Genomic DNA, 17,011 nt, shown 5'->3' on the forward strand with positions numbered 1-17,011 from the left:
GCGAACCTGGGCATTGCCCCCGCCAGCAGGTAGTCACCATAGGAGAAACCTCCTGGCACCACGCCGGCGTCGACGCCCTTGAGATCGGCGTCGGCATGCCACAGGCTGACCGCCTCGGTGCCGACATGCCGTGCCGCCCGGGCGGCGTCGACGCCGTGGTGGTGCCCGGAGGTTTCTCCTATGGTGACTACCTGCGGGCGGGGGCAATCGCCAGGTTCGCCCCCGTGATGGGCGAGGTGGTGGCCGCCGCGCAGCGCGGCATGCCAGTGTTGGGTATTTGCAATGGTTTTCAGGTGCTCTGCGAGGCCGGGCTGTTGCCCGGGGCCCTGACCCGCAACGTCGGTCTGCACTTCGTCTGCCGTGACGTGTGGCTGCGGGTGGCGTCGATCTCGACGGCCTGGACGTCGCGTTTCGAGTGGGGCGCTGAGCTGTTGGTGCCGCTGAAGTCCGGCGAGGGCCGCTACGTGGCCCCCGACGACGTGCTCGAAGAGCTGGAAGGGGAGGGCCGGGTGGTGTTCCGCTACCTCGACAACCCCAACGGCTCCCTGCATGACATCGCCGGCATCAGCTCCGCCAACGGCCGTGTCGTGGGGCTGATGCCACATCCCGAACACGCCATCGAAGCGTTGACGGGCCCCTCCGACGACGGCTTGGGCCTGTTTTATTCAGCGCTGGACGCGGTGCTCGCGGCCTGAGCGAAAATCTTTGCGGCTAAACGCAATTCGGCGAACTCTGCGCTGATGGCGTCCGTCGCTTCGTGCGGGTCGTCGAATGTCTGGTCGTCGGTGAGGACGGCGACGCCAAGCTGGTCGACGTAGCTCCACACGGTGATATTGACAGGGGCCCCCGGCGATAACACGCCGGTCGAGTAAATCTCGCTGACCGCCGCGCCGCCGAAGTGGCCGCGTTCACGCGGGCCCACCACGCTGGAGACCGCGACATTCATCAGCTTGTTCGGCGCGTCCCGGCGCCCCAGCCACCGGAACGCGGCGGGGGCGACCGCGGTCGGCAGATAGGCCATCAGCCGCCCGTAGAGCTGCGGGCCGAGGATCTCGTGGTCTTCCTTGGCAATTCGGGTCGCGAGTGCGACCAGCCGAGCGCGCTCGGCTGGATCGGGGATGTGTACCGGCAACGAAATCATCAGACCACTGATCTCATTGCCGGTAATGCGGTCCGACTTGTCGGTGGCCGTCGGTACCGACGCGATGATCGGCCGGTCGGCCGCGCCGTCATAGGCCAGCAACAGCGTGCGGAGACCGCCGGCGGCCGTCGCCAGTATCAGGTCGTTGACGGTGATGCCCAGCGCCTGGGCCGTCGCCTTGACCTCGGCCAGCGGCAACGTCACGCTCGCGAACCGCCGCTGCGGCGACACGACGTGGTTCAGGAATGTCGGGGGTGCGTCAAAGGCGCCGGCCAGATCCGGGTGGTCACCGCGTTCCTTGGCGCGGCGGCGGACCCGCGTCAGCCCGGTGGTGGCATCCCTGATCAGCCCCGGCAGCTCGGCGATCTGTCGGGCGTGGTCGCGCGCGGCCGCGCGCAGCAGGTCGGCGGTCGAGGCGGTCACGCCGGCTTCGTCGTTATCGCGCTCGTCGGTAACGTCGCCCGTCGGCCCGTGCACATCGATGGCGCGGGACAGCAGGTTGACCGACGCCACCCGTCGGCCAGCGCGTGATGGATCTTGCCGACCAGGGCGAACTGCCCCCCGGCCAGCCCTTCGGCGAAATGAAACTCCCACAGCGGGCGGCCGCGGTCCAACGGGGTCGAGGCGACCTGGCCGATCACCTCGTCGAGTTCGCGCCGACCGCCCGGCGTGGGCACCTGCACCCGCCGCAGATGGTAGTCGAGGTCCACCTCGCAGTCCTCCTGCCACATCGGGTGATGAAGCTGCCAGGGAATGTCGACGAGCTTGTAGCGCAACGGTTCCAGTAGGTGCAGGCGCCGGCGCACATGACGGCGGAACGCCTCGAAATCGAAATCGGAGTCGCCGGGGTCGATGACCGCCACTTTCAAGGTGTGCGTGTGCAGGTTGGGCGTCTCGCTGTACAGCAGCATCGCGTCCATGCCGTTGAGTCTTTTCACTCGCCACCCCGCTTTTCCCGCCCCCGCGTGTTCGGAATCGGCCTGTGCTGTGGCGCCTTTCGCATGTGGTCCAGCTCCAAGCCATCGAATGCTGTCGGTCAGCCGAGGATGGGGAGCCGGCGCTGACCGGCCAGTCGCTTGAGCGCCGATTCCATGACCCCGCGCACGTGCGCGTCGACCTCGTCGATGTCGGGGTCGTGGCCGAACTGGGCGGTGACGTCGATCGGTTCGAGCACCTCGGTGACGATCTTCGCGGGTAGCGGCAGGTTCGGCGGGAAGATGACGCTCAGCCCGAACGGGAAACCGAAGCTCACCGGCAAGATGTCCATGCGCGCTTTCGTCAGCCCCAGCTTGCGCGCCAGCCAGTTGCCGCGGGTCAAGAAGAGTTGGGTCTCCTGGCCCCCGATCGAGACGGTGGGCACGATCGGCACCCCGGCCTCGATGGCGGTCCGCACGTAGCCGGTTCGGCCGTTGAAGTCGATGGAGTTGGCGCTGAAGGTGGGTCGGTAGGAGTCGTAGTCACCCCCCGGAAAGACTAGTACCACGGCGCCGGAATGCAGTGCGGCGGCGGCGTTTTCGCGGCTGGCCTCGATGACCCCGAGGCGGCGCAGCCAGGCGTCCAGGGGGCCCATGAACAGGCCGTAGTGGCCCAGCGTGTAGACGGGCCGGTCGTAGCCGAACTTTTGGTAGAACGCCGGGGAGAAGATCAACACGTCCGGTGTCAGCATGCCCCCCGAGTGGTTGGACACCACCAACGCTCCGCCGGACGCCGGGAAGTTGTCGAGATTGCGCACTTCGGCCCGATACCACCGCTTGATCACCGGCCCGAGGGCCTTGCTCACCTGCTCGGTAAAGGCCGGATCCCACTTGGCGGTCTCGTGGTTGTCGGCCGCCTCAACACCGCTGCCCTTCATGGCTCCCCGCTGCTGTCTTCTTGACGTCTGCTATTGATTGCCGGTGTGACGTAGATCTCAAACCTGAGTCCCTGGCTGACATATCATACTCTCTAATTAGGAGAATGCCATATTCGTTTGCTGACAGCGCGGGCTGACGCCCAAGAAGCTCTTGTCGCTGTGGTTTCGGACCTCCGCGGCTCGCGCGGCGCCGGGGCGAGCGGCAGCGTGGGCGCGAGAATCAGCCTGCGTCGCGCAGCAACGGATGTGCCGTCGACAGTTCGACGGCGGGGCTCAAGTCGTCGAAGAGGTCGGTCGCGTCCGCGATGGTGCGGTCGACGAAGGCAGCGAAATCCTCGAAGGAAACGTTCTGCCGGATCCAGTGCGACCTGCGCGCCACCACGCCGATCCGCTGCGGATCGGAAGAGCCGTGCACGATCGCGGTGACTTCGCGTTCCTGGCGGTTCCAGGTGTCGGAGAAGTGCACCAGCCAGGGGCGGTCGGTGGCGGGGAAGAAGCAGTCCGGAGTCGCCCGAATGATCAGCACATCGCCATGCTCGGGCGAGATCTCGAGGTGGACGTGCAGGCGCCTCGCGGCGGACGCGCGGGCGCTGGTGACGAAGAAATATTCACCATCGTGGTGGCCGCGGAAATAGCGTCGCCCGCGGGCGCGCAGGTAACGTTCGACCAGGTTCGCGCACGTGGGCTCGTACGTCATGACAACATGCTGCGGGCAGTGGCTTTGCGGATCCTGGGAGACAAGCCAGGAGCCGGCGAAGAATCTGTTGAGAATTGGCTGAGCAACCGGGCAGTGCGGCAGTAGCTCGCGGTAGGCCAACGTCAGGCGTTCAGGGCCGCTCGACAATCCCCGCACCTGGCGCAGGCATGGTCCGCGGCAGCGTCACCGAAAACCGGTACCGCTCGGGGCGATAGTGGAACTCCACCACTTCCAGCGGCTTGTCGTCAGTGCCGTAGCTGACGCGTTCGAGCACAAGCACGGGGGAGCCCAAGGGCAGATTCAACGCGCCGGCCACCTCGACGGAGGCCCCCGCCGCGTGGATCTCATAAGTGGCCCGGGCGACGGGGATGCCCAGTCGCCGCTCCCACATCGTGTACGTGCTTTCCATCGCCCGTGCGGGTTGAGTGTCCGGCACGCTCGACAGCAGCGGTTCGACGGCCTTGCCGAGTCTCGGCGGTAGGTAGGCGATCATCAGTGCCAGCGGTACGTCCCCGTCGCGGAAGCGTCGGTAGATGCACAGTGCTTTGGACAAACCCAGCATTTCGGCGACACGTTGCGGGGGCTCTTCAATGCGATGGGACAGCACGTCGACGTGCGGAGTGATCCCGGAGTTCGCCAGGACCTCGGTGATCGTGCGCACGCCCGAGCCCAATTCTTGTCTTACCGGGTTGGACACGAAGGTGCCCAGGCCCTGGCGCCGAACCAGCCAGCCCTGCCGCTCCAGCAGTCCGACCGCCGCACGCACGGTTACCCGGCTCAGGCCCGAGCGGTCGATCAGCTCCCGCTCGCTGGGCAGGCGGCCGCCGCGGGGCAGGCGCTGCTTGATGATCGCGGCCTTGAGGGCTTCGGCGAGCTGGGTGCTCGCGGGCACGCTGCCGCGCCTGACTCGCAGATCGGCGGACTCGAGGTCGAGCGACCGGATGGTCATAAGACGTATTAAAACGTCTGGTGCGTAGGGCGTAAAGGTCGCCTGCCGCTTCGGTGTCGCTCACACCGGCGGCCATAGTCGGATTACTCTGGCGCCGAGCGCTTTTCAGTTGCATACGACAGGAGGCAGACGTGGGATTCGCGGTGGAACGGATCGACCATGTCGTGCTGAACTGCAAGGACGTCGAGGCCACCGCCGAGTGGTACGAGCGGGTTCTGGGCATGCGGCGAGAGAGGTTTGGGCCGTCCGGCCGGATCGCTCTGCGCTTCGGTGGCCAGAAACTCAACCTGCGGCCCGTCGGGGCGCTGGCCGGTGACCCCGAGTGGGCCACCGCGTCGGTCGAAGCGGCCGGTTCCGAGGACTTGTGCTTCATCACGCTCAGCAGCCCGGACGAGGTCCGCGCCCACCTCGCCGACCGTGGAGTTCAGATCATCGCGGGACCGTTAACCAGGACCGGAGCCCTCGGACCGATGACCTCGCACTATTGCCGCGACGTCGACGGAAATCTGGTCGAAATCGCCGTCTACTGAAGGGGATACAACGCCGGCAGGTTCACCACGACCGCCTCTTGGGTGCTGCGCGCGATGACGACCTCTGCCGGGGTGGTCGGGTCCGGGTTTTCCTCGCGGTGCGGCAGATGGGGCGGGATGAAAACGTAGTCCCCGGGCGAAGTCGAGATGCGCACCTCCTGGGCTCCGTCGTGAAAGACGAATTCCGGGTGGCCGCTGCGCACGTAGATGGCGGTCTCCGAGTCGCCGTGATGGTGGTTCGACGAGACGGTCGACGGCATTGCGTGTGTCTCGCCCATCCACAGCTTTTCGGCTCCGACCGACGCGCCGCTCAGCGCGGCGAAGCGACGGAGTCCGTCCGATTGCGCGGTATCGGAGCTGATGTCGGATGCCTTGACGTGGTGCACCCGATTGTGGGTGGCTTCCGGTGTTGTTTCGTCGAAATCCGGATGGAATCCGTCTGCGGTGGCCATGCGTCAATTATGGTCCGAGGCATCCCGATACGCCTCGAGGAGCCGCAGCCACACCTCGCTGACGGTTGGGAAGCAGGGCACGGCGTGCCACAACCGGTCGATGGGCACCTGGCCGGCGACCGCGATGGTGGCGGAGTGCAGCATTTCGGTGACCCCGGGCCCAACCAGCGTGACCCCGAGCAAGTGCCCGCGATCGAGGTCCACCACCATCCGCGCCCGGCCTGTGTACCCGTCGGCATAAAGCTTGGCCCCCATCACCACGTCGCCGATCTGCACGTCGACCGCCCGTACCCGGTGCCCGGCGCGCTCGGCCTGCCGGGCCGTCAGGCCGACCGCGGCGGCTTCGGGATTGGTGAAGAAGGCCTGCGGCACGGCGTAATGGTCGGCGGTGGTTGCATGCCGGCCCCACGGTGCGGTGTCCAACGGGGTACCCGCCGCGCGCGCTCCGATCGCCGCTCCAGCAACGCGGCCCTGGTACTTGCCCTGATGGGTCAGCAAGGCCCGATGATTGACGTCGCCCGCCGCGTAGAGCCAACCGTCCCGAATGGCCCCCACCCGGCAGGTGTCGTCGACGTCGAGCCAGCTGCCAGGTGTCAGGCCGACGGTCTGCAGGCCGATGTCGTCGGTGAGCGGTGCCCGGCCCGTCGCGAAAAGCACTTCGCTGACTTCTATTTCGGAGCCATCGTCCAATTCGAGGGTCACCACTCCGCCGTCGGGCCGGCGCAGCGCGCGGACCGATACGCCGACGCGCACGTCCACGCCCGCATCGGCGAGACCCCGGCCGACGAGCTCGCCAACGAAGGATTCCATCCTTGGCAGCAGGCCCGGACCTCGCGCGAGGAGGGTCACCTGGGATCCCAATCCTTGCCACGCGGTTGCCATTTCGACGCCCACGCCGCCGGCGCCCACCACCGCGAGCCGCTCGGGGACGTTGCTGCTGTCGGTGGCTTGGCGGTTGGTCCACGGCCTGGCTTCGTCGATTCCGGGCAAGTCGGGGAGGACGGGCCGGCTTCCGGTGCAGACCACGACCGCGTGCCGTGCGGTCAATACGGACGTCGCACCGTCGGAAGCGGTGACGCCGACTCGTCGGGCGCCATCCAACCGGCCATGGCCGCGTACCAGGGTTGCGCCGATTTGATTCACCCAGTCGGCCTGGCCACTATCGTCCCAGTCGCTGACATAGCGGTTGCGGCGGCCGAAGACTCCGGCAGCATTGATGGGGCCGCTGACCGCCTCGCGCGCGCCGTCGACGTGGCGGGCTTCCGAGACGGCGATTACCGGGCGGAGCAAGGCCTTACTCGGCACGCAGGCCCAATAAGAACACTCGCCGCCCACGAGTTCACGTTCGACCAGCGCGACGCTCAGGCCCGCCGCCCGGGCACGTTCCGCAGCATTCTGGCCGATCGGCCCGGCGCCGAGAACGATGACGTCGTAGTCCATTGTGTCTGCTGCCATTGCCGGCGGCCCTCCCGGTGCGTCTCTCAGTTGCCGATGAGTTTCTCGGCAAGCTCCCGCATGTCACTCACCATGAGGTTTGGCTGGGGCAGCCCGTCGACCGGCAGCGGCGGATTGCCGGGCCGGGTAATGAGCGCAGCGCTGAAACCGACCTTCTGGGCGCCGAGGGTGTCCCACACGTGCGCGGCCACCATCATGCAGTCGGCCGGTGCCACCCCAAGCGTCTCGCACGCGTATCGGTCCACGGCGGGCGCCGGCTTGAAGGCGCGGCAGGCATCGACGCTCAGTTGTCGTTCGAAGAATTCGCCCACCCCGGCACTCTGCAGCGCCGTCGGCCCATCCGGGTTGGGCGGTGAATTGGTCAGGGTGACAAGGCGAAAGCCGTTGTCTCGCAGCTTCGCGAGCCCTTCCGCCGCATCCGGGTGCGCGGGCATGGTGAGCAGGCCGGTCTTCAGGCGGTGCAGATCATCGTCGGAGACGTCGACGCGGTGGATATCGCCGACCATGCGCAGCACGCCTTGGGCGAGCGTGGAGAAGTTCACGTAGCTGTCCGCCAACGTCGCGGACATCGAGTACATGATCAGCTGGGCGAACCACTCGCGAAGCACCCGCTCATCACCGAACAAATCGGTGAACAGCGGTGCCAGAGAATCGATATCGACCAGCGTCTCGTTGACGTCGAAAACCAGGACGGACGGTGTGGGCATGGTTAGGCCTCAATCTTCCGCGATGTGGAGACTTCCGATCCGGATCTCGCCAAGACCTCGTCTGTGTCGAGCCCGCGGTCGACGCCGTGCGGGATGACGGTCTGGCCGGGCTCGAGCTGCAGCTGTTCGCCATCGAGGTAGACGTCGATCTTGTCCGGTTCGAATGACACCAAGCCAGTAACCCGCGTCACCTCAGGCCAGGCGTTCAGATAGGACCACGCCGCGCGCTTGCAGCCGCCGATATCGTAGTAGGAGCAGATGCCCTTGTAGGGGCAGAAGGTCTGCGTATCAACGAGTTCGAGGCCAGATTCGTCGATATCTTCGCGTGGAACGTACCAGCGTGGCGCAAACCCGGATTCGTATAAAGCTAGCGGGCGCTTAGTGTCGGCAATCACCCGGTCGCCGTCGCAGACAATGAGATGCCGTGATGTGGAACGGATATCGATCCGGTGATAGGCGTCCGTGGCATGCCCGACGATTCGGTCGTCCTCTTCGTAAAAAGCGTCCATGGCGCGCCACGCGAACGCCAGGCGCCCGTCGAGTATCGAGGCGTGAGGTGGGAGTGCGGTGTGTTGCCACGCGGCATGGCTCGCCTCTCGCGCCGCCACTTTGATGGTGAACCACTGTGTGTCGCCCAGGTCTTTATGCTGCGTCAGCCGGTCCTCGGCCAGCAGGACTCCGGCCTCGATATCGCCGCGCGGGAAGTAGGCGACCGGATAACGGCCCGGCTCGTGCAACAGGATCACGTCCTGGCTGTCGGCGATCCACTTGTCCGCAAGCCGAACTCGCATGCGCCTGCGCAGCGGCTCGGCGTACAACAGCCGCGCCGGCAACGGCTGCTCAGTCAGGAAGTGCCCGACTGATCCCGTGGCCAGTGGACCCTGCTGCCATGCCAGCCCCATCGTCATCCCCTCCTTTCACCAACCCCCCTGAGCAACGAAGAAGGGTCACTGCACCACGACGACCATCTTGCCGCCCGCTTCGCCCGCTTCCATCACGCGGTGCGCCTCATGTATCTCGTCGAAGGAGAACACGCGAGACGGCTTGGCCTCCAGGGCGCCCTGCGCGACCTGCCGCGCGACGTCTTGCAGGGGGACGTCCGACAGTGGGAATCCCGGTGTCCCAAAGACGAAGCTGCCGAAAAAGTTCCAGTTCACGCCGCTCGCCATACGCTGCAACGGATTGAAATCCCCAATGGGGTCGAGCCCGCCCAGCCAGCCCGCCAGGCAGGCTGTTCCGCCGCGCCGGAGCATGTCGAGGGAGTCCAGGATGGTGCTGTTGCCGACCAGGTCCAGGACCGCGTCGACCTGCTTGGTCTCGGGGAGGTGCTCGGCCAGGCCGCCGCTTTCCAATTCGACGCGGGACGCACCCAGCTCCTCCAGCCTGGGAAACCGGCCCCGATGCCGCGCGGTGGCGATGACGCGCGCGCCGGCGGCGACGGCCATCTTCAGTGCGGCCTGGCCCAACGACGATGTCGCGCCCCGCAACACCAGCGTCTGGCCGGCTTTGAGGTTGAGGTTGCGGAACAGGCATGTCCAAGCGACCGCGTAGGTTTCGGGCAGCGCGGCCAAGTCCGGCCACGGCAACTCGGATTCAATCAGGGCGACGTTCGCGGCCCGCACGCGGGTGTACTGCGCGTAGCTGCCGTTGATGGTTCGGCCCAGACCGCCCATCAACGCCGCCACCTTGGCGCCCACGGGGAATTCGCCGCCCGGGCAGGAGTCGACGACGCCGACGCACTCGATGCCGCTGACTTCCGCGGCTTCGGCCCATTCCCCGCGACGCATGTGCATCTCGGCGTGGTTGACACCGAAGGCCTTGACTGCGATCACCACTTCGCCGTCCTTGGGCCGCGGCTTCGGAATGTCGGCGTAGACCAGCGTGTCCAGACCGCCGAACCCGTTCAGGATGATCGCGCGCATCGTTTCCCCGCCAGGCTGCTCGCGCACCATCGCGGGGGCGGTTGGCAGCTGGGGTGCATCGGTGGTGGACACGTGCCGCTCCCTCCCAATTCCTGGCCACCCCAACGAATCCGGAGATGCGAAACCGACGTGAGGGTTCGCGCACATAATGGGCCAGCTGACCCAGTTATTATGGGCTATTCGTCCCAATCTGTCCAGAGGTGCGTTTTGATTTGGTTCGGCCCTTGCGTACGGGTGTCGTGAACGAGCGGACGTAATCGACGGCGGCATTGACCGCGGTCTCCAGTGGTTCCGGATTGCCCATGGCGTACGTCAACATCGCACCGCCTTGATGCGCGACAACCAGCGACACCGCCAAGTGCCGCGGGTCCGCGCCGGAGCGCAGCTCGCCGCGTCGGCGCATGGCCGTGAGGCCGGCCTGAAACAGGTCGATCCACTCGTCATAGCCGGCGGAGAGATCGTCGTGTATCTCGTAGTCGGCGTCGATCAGCTCGCCCGCCAAGGAGCCGTAGACGCAACCGCCGATGCGGTACACGGCGTCGATGTCGGCGACGCACGCATCGGCCCATGCCTGCAGGGCCTCGATGCTGTCCAAGCCGCCCAGCGGTGGCTGGGTGTGGAATGCCCGCACGTCGTCGCGGCGGGTGGCAACGACCTGGCGGGTGAGATCGCGCTTGTTCCGGAAGTAGTGCGCGATCTGCGAGCCGCCCACTCCCGCCGCGCGCCGTACCTGCTCGATGCTCGTGTTGGCGACGCCGCGCTCGAACATCAGCCGGGCGGCTGTTTCAACGATGCGCGCGCGAGTCGCCAGCCCCTTGCGGGTGAATCGTGCTGGGCTGTCGTCACTCACGTGACGGTCCTTCGGCGGCCCCGGGGACGCCGGGCGGGGCGGGGTGCCCGTTCGGCGGGATCGGTGGCGAAGCTGCGTAGGTAGTTGACCGCGAAGCGAATCGCGTCGGCGTGCGGCCACTCCGCCCGGTAGGTGAAGGCCAAGGTGCCCCCGCCCTGATGGGCGGCGACGACGACCATCGCCAATCGTCGCGGGTCGGCGTCGGTGACCAAGACGCCGGCATCTTTCATCCGCTGCATCGCTGCCTGGAGCAGCTCGACCCACTGCCAGTAGCCCGCCGCCAGCGTTTCGCGCGTCGCGTCGTCGGACTTCGCCAGCTGGGCGGCAAGCGCGTGGTAGGTGGGTGTGCCGAAATATCCTATGCGCCTGAGGTATCGCATGTTGAGGCCGATCCACCGCTCGAAGTCGTCGAAGGAAGCCAGACCCCCCAGCTTGGGCTGCCGGTGAAAGTCGAGAACCACCCCGATCTGACGCCTCAGAACTGCGCGAATCAGAGCGCTCTTGTCGGCGAAATAGTGGGCAAGCTGCGAACCGCTGACCGATGCCGCCCTGCGGACGTTTTCCAGATTCGCCGCGGACAGGCCCTCGGTGACGATCAGCTGGGCGGCCGCTTCCACGATGCGGTCCCGGGTGGCACGCCCCTTGGCGGTCAGCCGTTGTTCGTCCTGAACATCGGAATGGGCCATCGCGTCAGGCTAACCCGCGGGCCTCGCGAACTATGGGATATCCAACCCATTGAATCCGGACCGGTCAGGCGGGCATCTCAACCTTGGCGAGGAAGCCGCGGATCAGCGCGGCGACGTCGTCCAGTGCAGATTCCAGCAGGAAGTGTCCGCCCTCGAGCAGGTGGATCTCGGCGTCCGGCAGGTCGTCGGCGAACGCCTCGGCACCGGCCGGACCGAAGATCTCGTCGCCGCGACCCCAGACCGCCAGCAACGGCACCTGGCCGGCGCGAAAGTATTCGTGCAGGCGTGGGTACAGCGGCGCGTTGGTGGCATAGTCCCGCAACAGTTTCAGCTGCACCAGGTCGTTGCCCGGGCGGGATATGAGCGCGTAGTCATGATGCCACGATTCCGGGTCGACGAGGGTCTCGTCGGGAACGCCGGTGACGTACTGCCAGCGCGTGGCATCGAGCGTTAGGAATTGCCGTACCGCGGCCTCCGCGTCAGGCGTTTGTTCGCGTTGGTAGGCGCGCACGATGTCCCAGAAGCTGTCGATGAATCCCGCGTCGTAGCCGTTGCCGTTCTGGGTGATGATCGCGGTGATCGCCGCCGGGTCGCGCAGCGCCAGCCGCCAGCCGATCGGCGCGCCGTAATCCTGCACGTAAACGGCGTATCTGCCGATGCCGAGCGCGCGCAGCAACCCGGCAGTGAGGTCGGTCAGTGCGTCGAAGGTGTAGTCGAACTCCTGCACGGACGGCGCGTCGGAAAGCCCGAAGCCCAGGTGATCCGGCGCGATGACGTGGTAGTCGTCGGCGAGCGCCGGAAGCAGCTGCCGAAACATGTAGGAGCTGGTCGGAAAACCGTGCAGCAGCACCAGCGCGGGAGCGGTCGGAGCGCCTCCTTCGCGGAAGAAGAGCCGGCGACCGTCGACGGTGGCGTAACGATGATGCACAGCCGGCATGACAATCCCTCCTCAGTTTCGCCCTTTCGAACATCACGCGCTGGGCGGACATCTCCGATCTCACCGCGCCCGCATTCTGGGTTGTGCGTCCCATTATGCACGAGAGCGGCTCGGCGCAACAGCCCTGCCTCCTGTTGCCCTCCGGCCCAGGGCGGCATATTCTGGGCCGGCCATCCCACTGGCGAAGTCCGGAGGTGACGTAGTGGGCAAGCTGATTTCGGTGAACGTCGGCATGCCCAAGAACGTTCAGTGGCATGACAAGACCGTGTACACGGGGATATGGAAAGCGCCGGTCGCGGGGCCGATCATGGTTCGGCGCCTCAACGTTGACGGCGACGGCCAGGGTGATCTCGGCGGCCATGGCGGTGAACAGCGTGCCGTGATGGTGTACCAAATCGAGTCATACGACTTCTGGAAGAGCTACCTTGGTCGCGACGACCTCGCGCCAGGCCACTTCGGGGAGAACTTCACGATCACCGGGCTGCCCGACGCCGATGTATGCATCGGGGACCGCTACCGGATCGGTGAAGCCGAGTTCGAGGTAACCCAGCCCCGCGTCACCTGCTTCCGGGTGGGAATGCGCCTGAACGAACCCAGGATGCCGAACCTGCTTGTCGCCCAACATCGGCCGGGATTCTACTTTCGGGTGATCACCGAGGGGGAGGTCCGCGCGGGTGATGACATCGTGCGTACCCGCCGTGGTCGACACGAGCTCAGCGTCGCCGACGTCGACGCGCTCCTCTATCTGCCGAACCGCGACCCCGACCGGCTCCGCAAGGTCGTCGACGTCCCCGCGCTCAGCCCCGGCTGGCAGCAGTCGTTCCGGGACATGCTGGCAGCGGAGCAGGAGCCCACAGCCCAAGCGCAGCCGGCGTGGGAGGGCTTTCGTCCCTTGCGTGTCAGCGCAATACGCCGGGAAAGCTCACAGGTGAGGTCCCTTTGGCTGGAGGCCGACGACCATGCCGCCCTCCCGCCGCCGCTCCCCGGGCAATACCTGACGGTGCGGATCCCCGGCGCGGGTGGGCCAGCGCCGCTGCGCAGTTACTCCCTTTCGGGCAACCCCGCCGCCGGGCACTACCGGATCAGCGTCAAACGTGAAGAGCAAGGTCTGGCGAGCCGATGGTTGCACGAGCACGTCGAAGCGGGCTCAATCGTCGAGGTCGCCGCCCCGCGAGGCGCGTTTCACCTCACCGAGGGTGACGGCCCAGTCCTGCTGCTTTCGGCGGGAATCGGGATCACCCCGGTCTTGGCGATGTTGCATGCGCTCGCGGCGGTCCGCAGCCCCCGCGAGATCTGGTGGCTGCACACCACCCGCAGTCGCCAAACACAAGCGTTCGCAGCCGAAGTCGCAAGCTTGATCGAGTCGTTGCCGCGCGCGCGGCAGTCGGTGTTCTATACGCACACACAGGGGCGGTTGGGCCGGTCGGCGCTCGCGGCGCTGGGTATCCCGGCTAACGCCACTGCGTACCTCTGCGGCCCAACCCAATTCATGAGCGACATGCGGGACGCACTCACCGCGGAGGGCCTGACCCCTGAGCGGATCCACAGCGAGCTATTCGGCGCCCTGCCGTCGATCAATCCGGGCATCGTCGAGGGCGCCCCTCGTACGCCACCGCACCCGCCGGAGGGACTTGTGGGAACGGGCCCGTTGATCACCTTCGCGCGCAGCGGCCTAACGGTCAACTGGTCATCCCGATTCGGGAGCATCCTCGAGCTCGCCGAAGCTTGCGACGTGCCCACTCGGTTCTCCTGCCGGAGCGGCGTGTGTCATGTGTGCGTCACCGGCGTTGTCGCTGGCAGGACCAGTTACGTGCAGCCGCCACTAGAGCCGCCCGAGCAGGGGACCGTACTCATCTGCTCAGCGGCCCCGGAGAGCGAGCTGGTGCTCGACCTATAGCGAAAACCGTTGCGTCAGGCGGCGATCGCGCGTTGGCCGCCGCTCACGGGCACCACAGCGCCGTTGACATAACTGGCGTCGGGAGAGCTTAGGAAGATGACCGCGCTCGCGATTTCACTCGGCGCGGCGGGCCGGCCGATCGCGGTGCTGGCCGCCACCGTGTCCAACACGCCCGGTAAGACCGCCACACCGGGAGTGTCGGTTGGCCCTGGCGCGATCGCGTTCACCCGCACGCCCGACGCGCCGAATTCATCCGCCCAGACGCGGGTCAGCAACTCTAGGCCGGCCTTGCTGGCGCCGTAGATACCCGCACCGCTCGCCGGCACCGAGGCCGCGACCGTACTCACGTTGACCACCGTGCCGCCACCGCGCTCGATCATTCCCGGTACGAGTTGCTGGACCAGAATGTAAGGGGCGCGCAGGTTTACATTCACGTGCTCATCGAACGTCGCGTCGTCGGTCTCTACGGTTGCGCCGAATTTGTAGATGCCTGCGTTGTTGACCAATATGTCGACCGGGCCCGCCTCGGTCGCCAAGCGGCGCACGTCGTCGCCATCACTGAGATCCGCAGCGACGAAACGCGCCCTACCGCCAGCATTTTCGATCTCGCGCACCGTCTTCGCGCCACGTTCGGCATCGCGGCCGTGTACCACGACCTCGACCCCGCGTTCCGCGAGTTTCAGGGCGATTTCGCGGCCGATGCCGGAAGTGGCTCCGGTCACCAGCGCAGTGGAGTCGGCCTGTGTTGCTGCCATCGGATCCTGCCTCCTGCAGAAAGGTTCACTTGTCTCCCCGTCAGCAGCCACCCGTCGACATTTATTCCTGGGAGGTCAGCGGGACCGCCGCCTCGGCGGTGTAGCACAGGAATGTCAGCGTCTCCTGCAGATACAGCTGCACCGTGTCCGCATCATGGCTCGTGTAGCCGATCGACACGTCGGTCCCGAGCTGTAGATCGAAGTCGCCGCCTCGGGTGGTCAGCACGAAAGCGCCATCGATGGCCGGCGCCCAGATGATGTCTCCCGGAACCAGCCGGTCGATGTGCTCGAGGATCGGATATCCGTGCTCGGTGGTCTCGCTGACCTTCGTATAGACGTCGGCGGACAGCAACACCGAGTAGGGGCCGTCGACCCCGGCCAGCCGCAATTCGGAGATCGCCTGGGTGATGACATCCGGGATTTCGCGAGGATCGGCCGGCAAGGTCAACGGCTTGTTCGAGCTGGCGGCGCGGATGCCCTCGATCGATGCGGCGGCGTAGCCCTCGAAGATCGCCCGGTCTTCCACGAACGCCAACTTCTTGGCAGCCTCCTTGACCGGGTCCCAGTCGGAGTCCTGCGCACCACGCTCGACATTGTCGATCTCGTAACGCGAGAGGGTGAACGGAACCCGTAGCCGGACAAGGGGTTTGCTCGCCCGCAAGTGAGCCTCCACGCCGTCGGACGGTGACGCCACGTCGGTCAAGCGGCCGGTGCTGACCGCCGCGGTGACCGGGCCGCCGGGCCCGCTGACGTCGACCACCCGGCGTCCGGCGACATGGCGTTTGAATGTTCGGGTCGCCTCCGTTTCGATTTCGTCCCAAGCGGCTTCGGTGACGGGTGCCAGGTCGCGATAGAGGTTGTTCATGAAGTGGTTCCTTTCAAGCTGCCAATCGAGAGTGAGCCGTCTTGTGCGACAGACGTTTCCGTCACCGGCGCTGCGGGCAGCGGCGGTGGGTCATCTAGAAAGTCCACAGTGGGCGAGAAGAACAAGCCACCGGTGACCGCGGTGGAGAACTCGAGGATCTGGTCCGTGTTTCCGGGCGGATCCCCGAGAAACATGTTGCGCAGCATTTGTTCCGTGACCTGGGGCGTGCGGGAATAGCCGATGAAATAGGTCCCGTACTCGCCCTTGCCGAGTTCGCCGAACGGCATGTTGTGCCGCACGATCTTCAGCTCGGTGCCGTCGTCGTCGGTGATGACGTTGAGGGCGATGTGGGAGTTGGCCGGCTTTTCGTCGTCGTCGAGTTCGAGGTTCTCCAGCTTGGTGCGGCCGATCACCAGCTCCTGCTGGGCGACCGACAGCGCGTTCCACGAAGACATTTCATGCAGATACTTCTGCACGTGCACGTAGCATGAGCCCTCGAACTCGGGATCCTCGGCGCCGATGGTGGTGGCGCTGACGGCCAACGGGCCGTCGGGGTTTTCGGTGCCGTCGACGAAGCCCAACAGGTCGCGGTTGTCGAAGTAGCGGAATCCGTGCACCTCGTCGACGACGGTGACGGCACCCGCCATCGACCGCAGGATGCGGTCGGCCAATTCGAAACACACGTCCAAGCTCTCGGCCCGGATGTGGAACAACAGGTCCCCGGGCGTGGCCGGAGCGGTGTGCCGCGGGCCTATCAGTCCTACGAACGGGTGCAACTCGGCGGGACGCGGGCCGGAAAACAAGCGATCCCATGCTCGCGAGCCGACGGAGGCGATGGCTGACAACCGTTTCGGCGGGTCGCGGAAGCCGATCGCGCGCACCAGCCCGGAAATGTCGGGCAGCGCGTCGTGCACCGTCGCTTCTCCGCCGTCGTCGATGGTCACTACCAGGAAGACCGCCGCAGGCGTCAACGGCTCGAGGATCGGCTGTGGCTGGACGGGAGGCACATGGGCGACCCTAGCGTGGCGACGGCGAGCGCCGGAAGGGCGCGAGCAAGGAGCCGCGCAATGGGACCTAGCGTGGCGACGGCGAGCGCCGGAAGGGCGCGAGCAAGGAGCCGCGCAGTGGGGCCTAGCGTGGCGACGGCGAGCGCCGGAAGGGCGCGGTTGGGGGTCCCCCCGCTTGCGGGGGAGAGCCGCGCAATGGGGCCTAGCGTGGCGACGGCGAGCGCCGGAAGGGCGCGGTTGGGGGGCCCCCCGCTTGCGGGGGAGAGCCATGCAATGGGACCTAGCGTGGCGACGGCGAGCGCCGACAGC

Annotated in this window: 16 protein-coding genes and 3 pseudogenes; 3 read left to right on the forward strand and 16 right to left on the reverse strand. The window is 66.5% G+C overall.

What is annotated here, in order from left to right; all coding sequences use genetic code 11:
* Positions 1 to 182 (reverse strand): annotated as a pseudogene (locus A5678_RS26960) (hypothetical protein); the annotation flags it as partial.
* On the opposite strand from A5678_RS26960, the pseudogene purQ reads away from it, so the two are divergent.
* Positions 144 to 695: pseudogene (gene purQ, locus A5678_RS03115) on the forward strand (phosphoribosylformylglycinamidine synthase subunit PurQ); the annotation flags it as partial. The pseudogenes A5678_RS26960 and purQ sit on opposite strands and share 39 nt — an antisense overlap.
* On the opposite strand, the pseudogene A5678_RS03120 reads toward purQ, so the two are convergent.
* The 4 genes and pseudogenes from A5678_RS03120 to A5678_RS03135 form a co-directional block, all read right to left on the reverse strand.
* A pseudogene (locus tag A5678_RS03120) lies at positions 662 to 2,079 on the reverse strand (wax ester/triacylglycerol synthase family O-acyltransferase). The pseudogenes purQ and A5678_RS03120 sit on opposite strands and share 34 nt — an antisense overlap.
* 98 nt (positions 2,080 to 2,177) lie before the next feature.
* A complete protein-coding gene (locus tag A5678_RS03125; RefSeq protein ID WP_068038270.1) occupies positions 2,178 to 2,993 on the reverse strand; it encodes a lysophospholipid acyltransferase family protein in 816 nt (271 codons plus the stop codon).
* A 220-nt stretch (positions 2,994 to 3,213) separates the two neighbouring features.
* Positions 3,214 to 3,690, reverse strand: a complete 477-nt coding sequence (locus A5678_RS03130; protein ID WP_068038274.1) for a YbjN domain-containing protein — start codon at positions 3,688 to 3,690, stop codon at positions 3,214 to 3,216.
* Positions 3,691 to 3,820: 130 nt separating this feature from the next.
* On the reverse strand, positions 3,821 to 4,639 hold the full coding sequence (locus tag A5678_RS03135; RefSeq protein WP_068038277.1) for a GntR family transcriptional regulator: 819 nt from the start codon (positions 4,637 to 4,639) through the stop codon (positions 3,821 to 3,823).
* Positions 4,640 to 4,770: 131 nt separating this feature from the next.
* Here A5678_RS03135 and A5678_RS03140 point away from each other — a divergent pair, with 131 nt between their 5' ends.
* The gene (locus A5678_RS03140; protein WP_068038280.1) at positions 4,771 to 5,169 is read left to right on the forward strand and encodes a VOC family protein; all 399 of its coding nucleotides are present in this window, start codon (positions 4,771 to 4,773) and stop codon (positions 5,167 to 5,169) included.
* Here A5678_RS03140 and A5678_RS03145 read toward each other — a convergent pair.
* The 8 genes from A5678_RS03145 to A5678_RS03180 all read right to left on the reverse strand — a co-directional run bounded on the left by A5678_RS03145 (position 5,163) and on the right by A5678_RS03180 (position 12,178).
* Positions 5,163 to 5,621, reverse strand: a complete 459-nt coding sequence (locus A5678_RS03145) for a cupin domain-containing protein (RefSeq protein WP_068038282.1) — start codon at positions 5,619 to 5,621, stop codon at positions 5,163 to 5,165. The two genes, A5678_RS03140 and A5678_RS03145, sit on opposite strands and share 7 nt — an antisense overlap.
* 3 nt (positions 5,622 to 5,624) lie before the next feature.
* Positions 5,625 to 7,076: an NAD(P)/FAD-dependent oxidoreductase gene (locus tag A5678_RS03150; RefSeq protein WP_068038285.1), complete on the reverse strand. Its 1,452-nt coding sequence runs from the start codon at positions 7,074 to 7,076 to the stop codon at positions 5,625 to 5,627.
* 26 nt (positions 7,077 to 7,102) lie between these two features.
* The gene (locus A5678_RS03155; RefSeq protein ID WP_068038287.1) at positions 7,103 to 7,783 is read right to left on the reverse strand and encodes a haloacid dehalogenase type II; all 681 of its coding nucleotides are present in this window, start codon (positions 7,781 to 7,783) and stop codon (positions 7,103 to 7,105) included.
* Positions 7,784 to 7,785: 2 nt separating this feature from the next.
* Positions 7,786 to 8,685: a DUF427 domain-containing protein gene (locus A5678_RS03160; RefSeq protein ID WP_068038786.1), complete on the reverse strand. Its 900-nt coding sequence runs from the start codon at positions 8,683 to 8,685 to the stop codon at positions 7,786 to 7,788.
* A 45-nt stretch (positions 8,686 to 8,730) separates the two neighbouring features.
* A complete protein-coding gene (locus A5678_RS03165) occupies positions 8,731 to 9,777 on the reverse strand; it encodes a zinc-binding alcohol dehydrogenase family protein (protein WP_068038290.1) in 1,047 nt (348 codons plus the stop codon).
* A gap of 97 nt (positions 9,778 to 9,874) precedes the next feature.
* Complete coding sequence (locus tag A5678_RS27440) at positions 9,875 to 10,555, reverse strand: TetR/AcrR family transcriptional regulator (RefSeq protein ID WP_068038293.1); 681 nt, start codon at positions 10,553 to 10,555, stop codon at positions 9,875 to 9,877.
* Positions 10,552 to 11,241 carry a TetR/AcrR family transcriptional regulator gene (locus A5678_RS27445; RefSeq protein ID WP_068038296.1) on the reverse strand — a complete coding sequence of 230 codons (690 nt, stop codon included), beginning with the start codon at positions 11,239 to 11,241 and terminating at the stop codon, positions 10,552 to 10,554. Before A5678_RS27445 ends, A5678_RS27440 begins: the two co-directional genes overlap by 4 nt.
* Positions 11,242 to 11,305: 64 nt before the next feature.
* On the reverse strand, positions 11,306 to 12,178 hold the full coding sequence (locus A5678_RS03180) for an alpha/beta fold hydrolase (protein WP_068038299.1): 873 nt from the start codon (positions 12,176 to 12,178) through the stop codon (positions 11,306 to 11,308).
* 202 nt (positions 12,179 to 12,380) lie between these two features.
* Between A5678_RS03180 and A5678_RS03185 the strand changes: the two genes are divergently transcribed.
* Entirely contained in the window at positions 12,381 to 14,075 is a 1,695-nt protein-coding gene (locus tag A5678_RS03185) for an MOSC and FAD-binding oxidoreductase domain-containing protein (RefSeq protein WP_068038302.1), read from the forward strand.
* A gap of 14 nt (positions 14,076 to 14,089) precedes the next feature.
* Here A5678_RS03185 and A5678_RS03190 read toward each other — a convergent pair whose 3' ends face one another.
* The 3 genes from A5678_RS03190 to A5678_RS03200 form a co-directional block, all read right to left on the reverse strand.
* Positions 14,090 to 14,830: an SDR family NAD(P)-dependent oxidoreductase gene (locus A5678_RS03190; protein ID WP_068038305.1), complete on the reverse strand. Its 741-nt coding sequence runs from the start codon at positions 14,828 to 14,830 to the stop codon at positions 14,090 to 14,092.
* Between the two features lie 61 nt (positions 14,831 to 14,891).
* Positions 14,892 to 15,695, reverse strand: coding sequence for a family 1 encapsulin nanocompartment shell protein (locus A5678_RS03195; protein WP_068038308.1), 804 nt, complete (start codon positions 15,693 to 15,695; stop codon positions 14,892 to 14,894).
* Complete coding sequence (locus A5678_RS03200; RefSeq protein ID WP_068038311.1) at positions 15,692 to 16,702, reverse strand: Dyp-type peroxidase; 1,011 nt, start codon at positions 16,700 to 16,702, stop codon at positions 15,692 to 15,694. The genes A5678_RS03195 and A5678_RS03200 overlap by 4 nt, the downstream gene beginning before the upstream one ends.
* Positions 16,703 to 17,011: the final 309 nt, after the last annotated feature.

It is taken from the genome of Mycobacterium sp. E2733, from assembly GCF_001667585.1.
Classification (GTDB): Bacteria; Actinomycetota; Actinomycetes; order Mycobacteriales; family Mycobacteriaceae; genus Mycobacterium.